General features: G+C 72.5%; 13 protein-coding genes, 1 tRNA gene and 1 pseudogene. 5 read left to right on the forward strand and 10 right to left on the reverse strand.

Annotated features, from left to right (window positions below; translation table 11 throughout):
- The first annotated feature begins 1 nt into the window (after position 1).
- A complete protein-coding gene (locus tag JOF36_RS32945) occupies positions 2-286 on the forward strand; it encodes a nitrile hydratase accessory protein (protein WP_210034566.1) in 285 nt (94 codons plus the stop codon).
- Positions 287-566: 280 nt separating this feature from the next.
- Here the strand turns inward: JOF36_RS32945 and JOF36_RS32950 are convergent, their stop codons facing one another.
- From JOF36_RS32950 to JOF36_RS32960, 4 genes and pseudogenes are all read right to left on the reverse strand, one after another.
- On the reverse strand, positions 567-1,793 hold the full coding sequence (locus JOF36_RS32950) for a GntP family permease (RefSeq protein ID WP_372447437.1): 1,227 nt from the start codon (positions 1,791-1,793) through the stop codon (positions 567-569).
- A 119-nt stretch (positions 1,794-1,912) separates the two neighbouring features.
- Positions 1,913-2,158: pseudogene (locus tag JOF36_RS41140) on the reverse strand (GntT/GntP/DsdX family permease); the annotation flags it as partial.
- A 130-nt stretch (positions 2,159-2,288) separates the two neighbouring features.
- On the reverse strand, positions 2,289-3,899 hold the full coding sequence (locus JOF36_RS32955; RefSeq protein ID WP_210034567.1) for an N-acyl-D-amino-acid deacylase family protein: 1,611 nt from the start codon (positions 3,897-3,899) through the stop codon (positions 2,289-2,291).
- The gene (locus JOF36_RS32960; protein WP_210034568.1) at positions 3,899-5,170 is read right to left on the reverse strand and encodes an alanine racemase; all 1,272 of its coding nucleotides are present in this window, start codon (positions 5,168-5,170) and stop codon (positions 3,899-3,901) included. The genes JOF36_RS32955 and JOF36_RS32960 overlap by 1 nt, the downstream gene beginning before the upstream one ends.
- 117 nt (positions 5,171-5,287) lie before the next feature.
- Here JOF36_RS32960 and JOF36_RS32965 point away from each other — a divergent pair, with 117 nt between their 5' ends.
- Genes JOF36_RS32965 through JOF36_RS32975 form a run of 3 tightly spaced genes read left to right on the forward strand, consistent with a single transcriptional unit; the run spans position 5,288 to position 7,453 of the window.
- Complete coding sequence (locus JOF36_RS32965; protein WP_210034569.1) at positions 5,288-6,295, forward strand: sugar kinase; 1,008 nt, start codon at positions 5,288-5,290, stop codon at positions 6,293-6,295.
- Positions 6,292-7,035: an IclR family transcriptional regulator gene (locus tag JOF36_RS32970; protein WP_210034570.1), complete on the forward strand. Its 744-nt coding sequence runs from the start codon at positions 6,292-6,294 to the stop codon at positions 7,033-7,035. Before JOF36_RS32965 ends, JOF36_RS32970 begins: the two co-directional genes overlap by 4 nt.
- Positions 7,036-7,048: 13 nt before the next feature.
- Positions 7,049-7,453, forward strand: a complete 405-nt coding sequence (locus JOF36_RS32975) for a RidA family protein (RefSeq protein ID WP_210034571.1) — start codon at positions 7,049-7,051, stop codon at positions 7,451-7,453.
- On the opposite strand, the gene JOF36_RS32980 is transcribed toward JOF36_RS32975, so the two are convergent.
- The 5 genes from JOF36_RS32980 to JOF36_RS33000 all read right to left on the reverse strand — a co-directional run bounded on the left by JOF36_RS32980 (position 7,454) and on the right by JOF36_RS33000 (position 11,685).
- Positions 7,454-7,723 carry a DUF2277 domain-containing protein gene (locus JOF36_RS32980; RefSeq protein ID WP_210034572.1) on the reverse strand — a complete coding sequence of 90 codons (270 nt, stop codon included), beginning with the start codon at positions 7,721-7,723 and terminating at the stop codon, positions 7,454-7,456.
- 75 nt (positions 7,724-7,798) lie between these two features.
- Positions 7,799-8,824 carry an NAD-dependent epimerase/dehydratase family protein gene (locus JOF36_RS32985; protein ID WP_210034573.1) on the reverse strand — a complete coding sequence of 342 codons (1,026 nt, stop codon included), beginning with the start codon at positions 8,822-8,824 and terminating at the stop codon, positions 7,799-7,801.
- Positions 8,825-8,856: 32 nt separating this feature from the next.
- A complete protein-coding gene (locus tag JOF36_RS32990; RefSeq protein ID WP_210034574.1) occupies positions 8,857-9,540 on the reverse strand; it encodes a PIG-L deacetylase family protein in 684 nt (227 codons plus the stop codon).
- Positions 9,541-9,608: 68 nt separating this feature from the next.
- Positions 9,609-10,448 (reverse strand): sugar phosphate nucleotidyltransferase, encoded by an 840-nt coding sequence (locus JOF36_RS32995; RefSeq protein ID WP_210034575.1) that lies wholly within the window; start codon positions 10,446-10,448, stop codon positions 9,609-9,611.
- Between the two features lies 1 nt (position 10,449).
- A complete protein-coding gene (locus JOF36_RS33000) occupies positions 10,450-11,685 on the reverse strand; it encodes a methyltransferase domain-containing protein (protein WP_307862773.1) in 1,236 nt (411 codons plus the stop codon).
- Between the two features lie 194 nt (positions 11,686-11,879).
- Here JOF36_RS33000 and JOF36_RS33005 point away from each other — a divergent pair.
- Positions 11,880-11,950, forward strand: a tRNA-Gln gene (locus JOF36_RS33005).
- Positions 11,951-12,773: 823 nt separating this feature from the next.
- Here the strand turns inward: JOF36_RS33005 and JOF36_RS33010 are convergent.
- Positions 12,774-13,349: a TetR/AcrR family transcriptional regulator gene (locus JOF36_RS33010; RefSeq protein ID WP_210034579.1), complete on the reverse strand. Its 576-nt coding sequence runs from the start codon at positions 13,347-13,349 to the stop codon at positions 12,774-12,776.
- Between the last annotated feature and the right edge of the window lie 26 nt (positions 13,350-13,375).

Here is a 13,375-nt window from a genome sequence, read left to right on the forward strand (position 1 = left end):
CGTGTTCGACGAGCCGTGGCAGGCGAGCGCCTTCGCGCTGGCCGTCGCCCTGCAGGATCGCGGGGTGCTCGACCGTCAGGATTTCGCGGAGGCGCTGGGGGGCGAGATCGAGGCCGGCCGCGACTACTGGGACGCCTGGCTCGCCGCCCTGGAGCAACTGCTCACCGAGCACGGCGTCACCGACACCGGCTCCGTCGACGACCGCACCGCCGCCTGGCAGCGTGCGGCCGCGGCCACCCCGCACGGCTCCCCGATCACCCTCGGCGCCGACCCGCACCAGGGCTGACCCGCGCCGGGGCTGACCCACACGCGAGCTGGCCCACACCCGGGGCCTATCCCGCACCGGGGCCCATCCCGCACGGGGCTGCCCCACAGCGGACTGACCCGCGCCGGGGCTGACCTCGCCCGGGTCGGTCGGCGCCACCCGGGCCGGGCCGGTCGGTGCTGCGTGGGCCGGGCCGGTTCCCGCGCCGAACCCATATCCGCGCCGAGATGCAGCTCAGGGGCGCGGAGAGATCGACAATTCCCCCTGAGCCGCATCTCGGCGGGTACGCGGCCGGATCGGGTCAGACGAACATCCACACCAGCCCCGCCGCCGCGAACCCGACGACAGAGAGGATCGTCTCCAGGACCGTCCAGGTCTTCAGGGTGTCCTTCACCGACATGTTGAAGTACTTGGACACGATCCAGAACCCACCGTCGTTCACGTGGCTGGCGATGATCGACCCCGCCGACACCGCCACCACGATCAGCGCGATCTGCGGCTGCGAGTAGCTCTCGGCGGCGACGGTGGGCCCGATGATCCCCGCCGTCGTGACGATGGCGACGGTCGCCGAGCCCTGCGCGATCCGCAGCGCCGCGCTGATCAGGTAGGCCGACGCGATCACCGGCAGGCCGATCGCCGTCATCGACCCGGCCAGTGCGTCGCCGACACCGGTCTCCTGCAGGACCTTGCCGAAGAACGCGCCGGCACCGACGACCAGCAGGATCATGCCGACCGGGCGCAGCGACTCCCCGGAGATCCGGCTCAGTTCGCCCATGCTCGTGCCGCGCCGGACACCGAGCAGGTACATCGCGAGCAGCACGCTGATCGTCAGCGCGATGGCAGGCGTACCGAGGAAGATCAGGACGTCACGCAGGCCGGACCCCTCGGGCAGCGCGACGGACCCGACGGTCGCGCCGAGGATCAGCAGCATCGGCACCGCGATGATCAGTGAGATGAGCGCGACGGACGGCGGTGCGGTCGCGACCCCGGCCCGCTCGACGGTGCCGGTCGCGGCCCCGGCCGGCTCGACGGTGCCGGTCGCGGCTCCGGCCGGCTCGACGGTGCCGGTCGCGGTCGACGGCGCGCCGCCGCCCGGTTCTCCCGTGGCCACGCCGCCACCGGGCGCCTGCTCCGCGGGAGCGCCTCCGCCTCCACCTCCGCCGGCCGCCGCAGCGCCGCCGGCCGGTCCGGGCGCACCCGGTGCGTCCGCCGGGACCTCGACGAGGACCCGCTTCCCGATGAACGCGCCCCACCACACGCCGCTGACCAGCCAGGCCGGGATGCCGCAGAGCAGGCCCATCGCGATGATCCAGCCCATGCCGACGCCGAGCAGGCCGCCCGCGGTGACCGGCCCGGGGTGCGGCGGCAGGAACGCGTGCGTCATCGACAGGCCGGCGAGCATCGGCATCGCGTAGAGCACCAGCGAACGCCCGCCGCGCCGTGCCGCGACGTAGACCAGCGGCGCGAGCACGAAGATCCCGATGTCGAAGAAGACCGGGATGCCCAGCACCAGGCCGGTGACGCCCATCGCCAGCGGCGCCCCCTTCGGCCCGAACAGCCGCAGCAGCCGCTCGGTGAGCGCATCCGCCCCCCCCCGGAGCGCTCCATGATCGCCCCGAGCACGGTGCCCAGACCGATGATCGGGGCGATGTGGCCGAGGATCCCGGCGAACCCGGTCTCGAGCAGTGAGTCCGACGCCGAGAGCGGCGTCCCGACCAGGTCGGTGATCGAGACACCGGCGATCAGGGCCACCAGCACGCTGGTCACGATCAGTGCGATGAACGGCTCCAGCCGCAGCCGCATGATCAGCAGCAACAGCAGCGCCACGCTGACCGCGGCCAGCGTCAGCAGCCCGGCGGTGTCGTTCTGCAGCCAGTCGACGAAGGCCGTCATCGGGGTTCTCCTGCGGGTGAGATGGGGCCGGTGCGCGGAGGTGCGCAGAGCAAAGGGGCCGTGGTGCGCCGGGGTATGCAGAGCAAAGGGGCGGTGGTGCGCGGAGGTGCGCAGAGCAAAGGAGGCCCGGTCATGCCGTGCTCCCGTCGGCACGGCGGCGCAGCGCGCGCCCGGCGAGTGCCGGCGTCCGCTCGCCGGAGTCGATCGCGAGGACACCGTTGACCAGCACGTACGGGATGCCGGCCGGTTGCTGCGCCGGCTCGGCGAAGGTCGCGGTGTCGGTGACCGTGTCCGGGTCGAACACCACGAGATCGGCGGCCAGCCCCTCCCGGACGAGCCCGCGGTCGGTGAGCCGCAGCCGGGCGGCGGCCCGGCCGGTCAGGTGCGCGACGCACTCCTCCAGCGGGAACAGGCCCAGCTCGCGGCAGTAGTGCCCGAGATAGCGCGGGAACGTTCCCCAGGCCCGCGGGTGCGGTTTCGCCCCGACCAGCAGACCGTCGCTGCCCGCCGTGTGGCGGGGATGCCGCATGATCGCGCGCACGTTCTCCTCGTGCCCGACGTGCTGCAGGATCCCGGTACCGAGGTCGTCGGCGAGCAGGATCTCGACGAGCGCGTCGAACGGGTCGCCGCTCCCGGCGATCTCGGCGATGGTGCGGCCGACGTGCCCCGCCAGATCGGGGTTCGTGACACCGCTGATCTCGATGGTGTCCCACTCCGCGACGACGCCGTGGCAGCCGTCCGAGCCGCGGACCTCCAGGTCGTGCCGGATCCGGGCGAGCGCCGCCGGGTCGCGCAGCCGTGCGCACGTCGCCTCGTGCCCGCCGGACTGCGACCAGCTCGGCAGGATCGCCGACAGCGTCGTCGCGCCGGGGAGGTACGGGTAGGTGTCGAGGGTGACGTCGGTGCCGCGCTCGATCGCGGCGTCCAGCATCGCGATCAGCTCACCGGCCCGGCCCCGGTTCGGGCCGAAGTTCAGCGTCGCGTGCGCGAGGTGCAGCGCGCACCCGGCCGAGTCCGCGACACCGATCATCTCGGCGTAGGCCTCCAGCGCGCCGGCGCCGTAGCTGCGGTGGTGCGGGGCGAAGAATCCGCCCAGCTCCCCCACCGTCCGGCACAGCTCGACGAGCTCGGAGCCCTCGGCGTACATCCCGGGGGTGTAGGTGAGCCCGGCCGAGAGCCCGACCGCGCCCTCGGCCATCCCGGTCCGGACCAGCTCCTGCATCCGCACGATCTCGTCGGCGGTCGCGGGCCGGTCGTCCCAGCCGCAGACCAGCGCGCGCACCGTCCCGTGCGGGACCAGGTAGGCGGCGTTGCCCGCGACGCCCTCGTCGAGACGGTCCAGGTACCCGGCGACGCTGCGCCAGGTGAACAGCTCCGCGCCCGGGTCGCCGTTCCAGCCGGCGATCTTGCGCCGGAGCACGGCGAGGACGTCGTCGTCGACCGGGGCGTAGGAGAGCCCGTCCTGGCCGAGCACCTCGGTCGTCACGCCCTGCGAGACCTTCGCCAGGTGCGCGGGCTCGGTGAGCAACCGCAGGTCGGAGTGGGCGTGCATGTCGACGAACCCGGGGGCGACGACCATCCCGGTCACGTCGACGATCCGGTCCGGCCGGGGCCCCGCACCGTCACCGACCGCACCGTCACCGATCGCGGCGATCCGGTCGCCCTCGACGAGGACGTCGGCGGCGTACCGCGGCTCCCCGGTCCCGTCGACGACGGTCCCGCCGCGCAGCAGCGTGCGCATCAGAAGAACGTCCGCACCAGGTCGGCGACCTGCGGGTCGTCGACGGCGGGGTCTGCGGAGAGCAGCGGGATCCAGCGCCACTTGTCGAACGCGGTGCACGGGTGCGACAACCCGAGCCGCACCACCTGGCCGACCGCGACCGGGTCGTCGGTGCGGAGGAAGGCGTGCTGGTCGTTGACCGCCGTGACCGTCCCGGCCAGCGGGCGGGACGGGCGGCCGAGGTCGTCGGCGAGCAGCTGCGGCTCGGGCAGTCCCTCGTCGAAGGGCACGTCCCGCTTGCCGGCGTCGAGCAACGCCAGGCCCGGCTCCGGGGTCGACACCACCCGGGCCCAGACGTGCATCGCGGACCGGAACGGTTCCCCCTCGGCGCGGGCCAGCGGGGAGATGCCGCGGTAGAAGCCGTCGTCGTGCACCAGGTAGGCGCCCGAGCGCAGCACCACCCGGGTGCGGTCGTCGGCGAGCCCGGCCAGCGCCGCCACGACCTGGTCGAAGTACGCGCTGCCGCCGGCGGTGACGACGACCTCGGCGGTCTCGTAGGCGGGCAGCAGCCGCCGGTGCAGCTCGGCCAGGTCGTCGAGGTAGGCACGCACGGTGGCCAGTGACTCCGGCGACGGATCGTGTGCCAGGGCGCCCTCGTAGCCGCCGACGCCACCCAGGCGTAGCACCGGACTCGCGGCGACCGCCGCGGCGACCCGCTCGGCCTCGGCGACCGAGCGTGCCCCGGTCCGCCCGCCCGGCGCCCCGAGCTCGACGGCGACGGTCAGCGGCCGCTCCGGACGCCCGGCCCCGGCCTCCATCGCCGCCACGGTGTCGACCGAGTCGGCCCAGCTGACGATCTCGAGCGCGGGGTCGGCGTCCCGGGCGGCGGCCAGCGCACGCAGCGCGCTCGGGTCGACCAGCGAGTTCGCCAGCATGATCCACCGGACGCCGAACTCGATCGCGACCGCGGCCTGCCACGGCGTCGCGAGGGTGATGCCGCGCGAGCCGGTCCGCAGCTGCAGGTCCCACAGCGCCGGCGCCATCGTCGTCTTGCCGTGCGGGGCCAGCTCGACGCCGTGCTCGGCGCACCAGCGGTCCATCCGGGCGGCGTTGGCGTGCAGCGCACCGTGGTCGAGCGTCAGCACCGGCGTGGCCAGCGCGGACAGCCGGGGTGAGGTCGCCAGCCACTCGGCGACCGTGCCGGCGAGCGGCGGGACGGACTTCGCGAACGGACCGGGCCGTTCCACACCGAGCGATCCGAGCCGGAGACCGGCATCCGTCGAGCTCGTCATCGGACCCCCACTCTGAGCTGCGACGTTGCGTATTTTGCAGCTCTAGTTGCGTATTTAGCATCGCCGTTCTAGCATCGGCCCGACGCCAGAGTCAACGGCAGTGGAGGGGTTCGAGGAGTGGAAACCGCAGGTCGGCAGATCGCGGCGGGCGGCGTGGTGTGCTTCGGCGAGGCCCTCGCGCTGGTGTCCGATCTCGACGCGGTCGACGATCCCGCCGCCCCGGCGAGCGCCGCGGGTGCCGAGGTGAACGTGGCACTCGATCTCGCCGCGGCCGGGGTACCCGTCGCCTGGATCGGCCGGGTCGGCGACGACCCGCACGGCGCGCTGGTCGCCCGCACCCTCGCCGGCGCGGGTGTGGACACCACGGGGATCGAGACCGACCCCGCTCGCCCGACCGGCCGCTACGCGAAGGCCGCGGTGCCGGGCCCGGACGGCCCGCGCACCGGCATGCACTACCGCCGGACCGGTTCGGCCGCCTCGGCGACCGGGCCGGACCTCCTCGGGCGGCCCCGGGCCCGGGAGCTGCTCACGGAGGCCGGCTGGGTCCACGTCGGGGGGATCACGGCGGCCGTCTCACCGTCCTGCGCCGCGACACTGGCCGCGCTGCTCGCCCGTCCGCGGACCTACCGGGTGTCGTTCGACGTCAACTGGCGCGAGCAGATGTGGCCGGACGGCGACCCGGCGGCCGTCGTCGCCCTCGCCGGGCTCGCCGATGTCGTCCTGGTCGGCGCCGACGAGGCCGTCCGGGTGTTCGGCACCGGTGACCCGGCCGGGATCCGCGCGCTGCTCCCGGGCCCGGAGCTGATCGTGGTCAAGGACGGCGCCGACCGCGCGGTGGCCGTGCACACCGACGGCACCGCGACCTCCCGCTCCGCGCTCGCGGTCGACGTCGTCGAGCCGGTCGGGGCGGGCGACGCCTTCGCCGCCGGCCTGCTGACCGGACTGGTGCGCGGTGACGATGTCGCCCGCTGCCTGCGGCGCGGCCACCTCGGCGCCGCCGCGGTGCTCGTCGTGCCCGGGGACTCGGCCCCGCCGCTGCCCGACCACCTGCTCGACCTCGACGCCGGCGCGTGGGCCGCCCTGCGCGTCGGCCCGGGCGGACTCGTGAAGGGTGTGGCGGTGTGAGCGGCAGTCTGGGCAAGGCGTTGCGGATCCTGGCCGTGCTCGGGGAGGGCCCGGCGTCGCTGGACGAGCTCGCGACCCGGATCGAGGCGCACAAGACGACCGTGCTGCGGCTGCTGCGCACACTCGCCGACGAGCACTTCGTGCACCGCGACGGCCAGCACCGCTACCACCTGGGATCGCGGCTGTTCGAGCTGTCCTCACGCGGCCTCGACCAGCGCGAGGTCCGGTCGATCGCCGCGCCGCACCTGCTCGCGTTCAACCGGGCGCACGGCCACACCACGCACCTGTCCGAGCTGGTCGGCAGCGAGATCGTCTACATCGACAAGCTCGAGTCGCACGACCACGTCCGGATGGCGTCCCGGATCGGGCTGCGCGGCCCGGTGCACTCGACGGCGGCCGGGAAGGTCCTGCTGGCCGACCTGTCCCCGGCCGCGGCCGGGCAGGTGCTCGACGGGACGGACTTCGTCGCCCGCACCCCGAACACGATCACCGACCGCGGCGCCTACCTGACCGAGCTCGCCCTCGTGCGCGAGCAGGGCTGGGCGCAGGACCGTGAGGAGAACGAGCCCTCGATCAACTGCATCGGGGCGCCGATCCGCGGGCCTGCCGGGACCGTGGCTGCCGTGTCGGTGTCCGTGCCGAGCATCGTCACCACCTACGACCAGCTGATCGAGCTGGTTCCGTCACTGCTGGCCGTGGCCGGGGCGATCTCCCGGGACCACGGCTGGCGACCCACCTGAGAGGACGACCGAGATGAGCACCACCGTCGTGTCGACGCCGGACGCACCGGCCCCGGCGCACACCTTCAGCCAGGGGATCCGCAAGGGCGGGCTGCTGCAGGTCTCCGGCCAGGGGCCGATGGACCCGGCGACCGCCACCTACATCGCACCGGGCGACGTGAAGGTCCAGACGCTGCGGACGCTGGAGAACGTCCGGGCGATCCTGGAGGCCGGCGGGGCGTCGGTCGCCGACGTGCTGATGTTCCGCGTCTACCTGACCGAGCGGGCGCACTTCGCGGCGATGAACGAGGCCTACGGCGAGTTCGTGTCCCGGCACGTGCCGAGCGGCGAGCTGCCCGCCCGCACCACGGTGATCGCGGGCCTGCCCCGCGAGGAGATGCTGGTGGAGATCGACGCCCTGGCCGCCCCGGCCTCCTGATCAGCGGGCGTAGCGCAGCTCGGCGCGCGCCCGGGCCTTGGCGGCCTCCGCGTCGCGGTCCTTGGGCGGTGCGGTCGTCGTGAGCCCGGCTAGAAGCTCCCGGGTGGCCTCGGCGACGGCGGCGACGGCACGGTCGAAGGCCTCGGCGTTGGCCTGCGACGGCTTCGACGAACCGGCGATCTTGCGGACGTACTGCAGCGCCGCCGCGTCCACCTCGTCGGCCGTGGCAGGCGGCTCGAAGTTGTGCAGCGTCCGGATGTTGCGGCACATGGCTCCCCCTCGTGGAACGGCAGACGGCCCGCCCCGCGACCGTAGCGCGGGACGGGCCGGCCGTCAGGGGTCTCGTCAGCGGATGACGTGCATCGACTCGTCCAGCTCCCCGGCCGCCTGCCGCGCGTTGAGCACGGCGAGGCGGGTGAAGGAGTTGTCGAACGAGTCCTGGGTCAGGCCACGGGCCTTGTACTCGGTGGCGAGCTGCTCCGCGCCGGCCGGGATGGTCCAGCCCGCCTCGAAGCCGAGCTCCTTGCGTGCGCGGGAGAAGTCGACCCGGTACGAGCGCGGGTCGCTGCCGGCCTCACCGGTGATGTTCAGCGTCGAGCCGGGGACGGCCTCGATGACAGCCTTCGCGATCTCGGCGACGGTCCGGTTGTTCTGCTCGGTGCCGACGTTGTAGGCGCGGGCCCGGACGACGTCCGCCGGGGCACCCAGCGCGGCGACGACCGCACCGGCGATGTCCTCGGCGTGCGCGAGCGGGCGCCACGGGGTGCCGTCGGAGAGCACGGTGACCTCGTTGGTGAGGATCGCGCGGCCGACCAGGTTGTTCAGCACGATGTCGGCGCGCAGCCGCGGCGAGAAGCCGAAGGCGGTCGCGTTGCGCATCGAGACCGGCACGAAGTGCTCGTCGGCCAGGTCTGCGAGATCACCCTCCACGCGGACCTTGGAGATCGCGTACGGGGTGACCGGCTTCAGCGGGGCGTCCTCGTCGACCAGGTCGTCGCCGGACTGGGCACCGTAGACCGAGCAGGTCGACGCGTAGACGAACCGGCCGACGCCGGCCTCCTTCGACAGCCGGGCCAGGCGCGTCGAGGCGTGGTGGTTGATGTCGTAGGTGATCTCCGGGGCGAGCGCACCCAGCGGGTCGTTCGACAGCGCGGCCATGTGCACGACGGCGTCGAAGCCGGCCAGCTGGTCGACGGTGACGTCGCGGACGTCGGTCGTCAGGCCTGCGACGTCCGGGGTGTCGAGCTGTCCCAGCACGCACTGGGCGAACAGTCCGGAGTCGAGGCCGGTGACCTCGTGGCCCGCGGCGGCGAGGATCGGTGCCATCACCGTTCCCAGGTAGCCCTGATGTCCGGTGAGCAGTACCCGCATGGTGGTCCCTTCGAGTGTGGGCGTGGTGGAGGTCAGGCGGTGTCGAAGCCTGCCGGCTCGGAACCGGCGATCGGCGCGACGGAGAGGGTCAGCTTCTGGACGTGGAACGCCTCGGCGTAGCGCGCGTGGCACTGCACGCCGCGCACCCGGGCGATGCCGCGGAAGGTCTCGTCGTCGAACCAGGTGCGGTCACGTTGCGAACCGTAGTGCTCGTTCAGTTTCGCGATCTTCTCGCGCAGCACCGGCTCTGCGAGCGGCAGGTACACCGTCGGCTGTGCGAGGTCGCCCTCCCACTTGAGGATCTCGTACCCGAGGGTCAGGTGGTCGCGGTACGCCGTCGGGATCATCTGCGCCAGCGTGCGGTGGTCCTGGTGTGCGTCGTGCGGCGACGGGCCGATGACGAGGTCGGGCTCACCCCGGGCGCGCAGGTCCTCCAGCGCCGTCTTGGCCCGCTCCCAGTGCTGCGGCACCCGGCCGTCGGGCAGATCCAGGACGACGACCTCGAGGTGCGCGCCGGGGCAGAACGCGGTGAGCGCGGCCCGCTCCTCCTCCTCGCGCAGCGAACCGGCCCCGGTCAGCACGAGCGCGGTCACGTGCACCCCGGGGTAGGCACGGCAGAGCTCCAGCAGAGCGCCACCCGCCCCGATCGCGATGTCGTCGCAGTGCGCGCCGAGCAGCAGGATGCGGTCCAGCCGCTCGGGCAGCAGGTTCAGCACGGTCTCCGGTCCCCCCAGTACGCCACGGGTCCAGCACTCAGTGTCGATGTTCGCTGCGCAAGCCTCGCTCAGTCGCGCTGGTGGCTGCTGCGGTGCAGCTCGGCGATCGCGGCCTGCAGCGGGTCACGGTCGGTGTCGCGGGACTCCCACAGCATCCACGGCCGGGCGCCGCTCTGGAAGGCGGCCTCGAGGGCGTTGCGTTCCTTGACGGTGTCGGCCGGCTGCCAGAACCCACGGTACCGGTAGGCCGACATCCGGCCCTTGCTCGCGAGCGGGGCGCAGACGTCGCCGACCAGGTCGCAGTCCTTCTCGATGTAGTCGAAGACCTCGGGCCGGAACATCAGGTAGCCGCCGTTCTCCCACAGCGGCATCTCCTGCAGCGTGGTGATCGAGTCGAGCCGCCCGTCCTCGGTCACGTCCACGCAGTGGAACGCCGACTGCGGCGGCACGGCCATCAGCTGTCCGACGGCGTCGGTGGCCGCGAACTGCTCGACCATGCGGTCCAGCGGGGCGTCGGTGAGGACGTCGGCGTAGTTCGCGTGGAACATCTCCTCGTCGGCCACGAGGGCCTTCACCCGGCGCAGCCGCTCGCCGATCGGCGACCCGAGCCCGGTGTGGACGAACGTGATGTTCCAGTCCTTGATGTCGCTGCCCATCAGCTCGACCTCGCCCTGGTGCAGGACGAAGTCGTTGGACTGGGTCTCGTCGTAGTTCAGGAAGTAGTCCTTGATGTGGTGCGCGCCGTAGCCCAGGCACAGGACGAAGTCCTTGTGTCCGAAGTGGGCGTAGTACCGCATCACGTGCCAGATCAGCGGGCGCGGACCCACCGGGTGCATCGGTTTGGGCAGGTCGGAGGCGCCGTCGCGCATCCGCATGCCGTAGCCACCGCAGAACAGGACGACCTTCACGTCAGACCACCTCGAGCGACGGGATCGGGAAGACCAGCCGGCTGCCCCACTCGCGGACTCCGGCCAGCTGCTCGGTCAGTTCGGTGCGCAGGTTCCAGGGCAGGATCAGGACGTAGTCGGGGCGGTCCTGCGCGATCCGCTCCGGCGGGTGGATGGGGATCCGCGTGCCGGGGGTGAACCGGCCGTGCTTGTACGGGTTGCGGTCCACCGTGTACTCGAGCAGGTCGGGCCGGATGCCGCAGTAGTTCAGCAGGGTGTTGCCCTTGCCGGGCGCGCCGTAGCCGACGACCCGCTTGCCGCGGCGGCGTGCGTCGATCAGGAACGACACCAGGTCGTCGCGGATGGTGGAGACGGCCTCGGCGAAGCCGTCGTGCCCCTCCGGGGTGTGCAGGCCGGCGGCCGCCTCGGCGGCGAGCACCTCGCGCACCGTGTCGGACGGCGCCGCCGCGACCTCGGCCGGGCGCGCCCACATCCGGATCGATCCCCCGTGGGTGTCGAGCAGCTCGACGTCGACCAGGGTCAGCCCGCCCGCGGCGAGCGCCCGCTGCCCGGTGAGCAGCGTGTAGTACTGGAAGTGCTCGTGGTAGATCGTGTCGAACTGCTTGCGTTCGACGAGCGTGAGCAGGTGCTGGACCTCGATCGAGACCCAGCCGTCGTCGGCGACCATGGCACGCAGGCCCTGCGCGAAGCCGACGACGTCCGGGATGTGGGCGAACACGTTGTTGCCGCACACCAGATCCGCCGGCCCGTGCTCGGCCCGCACCTGTGCGCCCGTCTCCGGGGTGAGGAACGCGGTCAGGGTCGGGACACCCTTCTCGCGTGCGGCATCGCCGACGTTCACGCTCGGCTCGACGCCCAGGCAGCGGATGCCCTTCCCGACGACGTGCTGGAGCAGGTACCCGTCGTTGGACGCGACCTCGACGACGAACGAGTCGGTGCCCAGCCCTGCGCGCTCCGCGGCCGAGTCGACGAACCGGCGAGCGTGCTCGACCCACGAGGAGCTGAACGAGGAGAAGTAGGCGTACTCGGAGAACGTCTCCTCCGGCGTGATCTCCGGGGGGAGCTGGGCGAGCAGGCAGGCGTTGCAGACCCGCACGTGCAGCGGGTACGTCGGCTCCGGCTGCTCGGCCGTCTCCGTGGTGAGGAACAGCTCACAGGGCGGCGTCGCGCCGAGATCGCAGAAGCTGCGCAGCTCCGTCGAGCCGCACAACCTGCAGGAGATCGTGATGCCGGACACCGTCGCCGCCACCTCTGAGACATCCGCCTTCAGCACGCGCTGCAGTCTGTCAACTCGACGCACGGTCGCCGCGCCCGGGGTCACACCGCCCGATAGTGGGTGTTTGTCCGTGAGATGGGCCATCGCAAAGCAACCGGGAAGGGAGGTGCGCTGCGAAGTCGCCTGATCGGGCGTGCCACGATGACCGTGCACGATCCGCCGTGGTGTAACGGCAGCACCTCGGATTTTGGTTCCGATGGTCCAGGTTCGAATCCTGGCGGCGGAGCAAGGCCCTGACATGGGAACGGCCCGGCAGGGTCTCCCCCGACCGGGCCGCGCACTCCTCCCCGTCTCGCCCATCGAGCGGCTCACCCGGATCTGCCCTACTCTCGCCGACCATCGAACGGTCGCTGTGCGGCCTTCCTCGCGGGGTCCTGCTCACCCCGGCGGATCTGGCGGAGGTCACGAGCAGCGACCCGCTGCCGAGGAGGCTCCGTTGGACACCGCCGCCGACCGGGTCCGCCGAGACCTGGACACAGGGGCACCGTCGGCCGCCGACGTTCGCGCGTTGCTCGCCGAACGAGACACTCTCGTCGCCCTCATCGCCGACCACTCCCGGTGCCCGGGGACCACCCCGGCAGACGGGGCCGGGTGTGTCGCAGGACTCCGCGGACACGACGGCCGGCACCGCACCGCGGACGGCTGGACGTGGTGATCGGGCGCCCCTCACCGATATCTGGTTTGCCTACGACAGTCGCGGGTACCGGTGACTAGACCGTCGGACGGTCCGGAACGTTCGCCGGCTCAGGCTCGGTCGGTTGAATCCGAACAGCCGGCCGAGCCGCCACACCACCGGCACCCACTTGCAGGCCAGCGGTTCATGTCGGCGGCATCCATACTGGTCAGGCGTAGTTCATCTCCAACGACATCGATCACCCACTCCCGAGCCGGTCTCCGGCGGACCGTGCTGGACGACCGAGGTGTCCTGACCTGCCCGGACGTGCAACGACATCGAACCCGGCCAGGATTGTGGCTCCGATGGTCCAGGTTCGAATCCTGGCGGCGGAGCAAGGCCCTGGCACGGAGAACGAACCGGCCGGACCTCCCTGCTACGGGGTCGGATCCGTCGCGAAACGGGCGCCGAGTTCGGCCACGCGGTGCGAGCGGTGTTCCGGGCGTACGCGTCCGGCACGTTCCAGCAGGCTGAGGCCGTGCAAGGCGCTCCAGAACACTTCGGTCACCGTGCCGCCGCCGTCGTCGCCGAGCACATCGGCCAGTGCTTCGAACCCCGCGCGCAGTTCGGACCGGGTGTCGTCCTGGGCGAACCGGGCGTCGATCGGCTGCTGGAACATGGCCTCGTACACGGCGGGGTGCTCGCTGCCGAAGTCCAGATAGGCGACGGCGACGGCCTCGATCGCAGGCCGCCCGCGCTTGCCTCCGGGCGCGGCACGGCACCGCCGCGTCAGGTCGACGAAGCCCTCGAGCGCGACCGCCAGCATGATCTCCGACTTGCCCCCGGGAAAGTGGCCGTACAGCACGGGCTGGGTGTAGCCGATGGCGTCGGACAGATGCCGGGTCGTGACGGCTGCCCACCCGTCGGCGTCGGCACGCTCCCGGGCGGCAGCGAGGATGCGACGGCGTCGTTCGTCGTTGCGCTGCTGACGTGCCGTCGTCCGATCTGCCATCAGTGCCCCTCACTTGCGGTGTGTGT

The sequence above is a fragment of the Pseudonocardia parietis genome, assembly GCF_017876315.1.
Classification (GTDB): Bacteria; Actinomycetota; Actinomycetes; order Mycobacteriales; family Pseudonocardiaceae; genus Pseudonocardia; species Pseudonocardia parietis.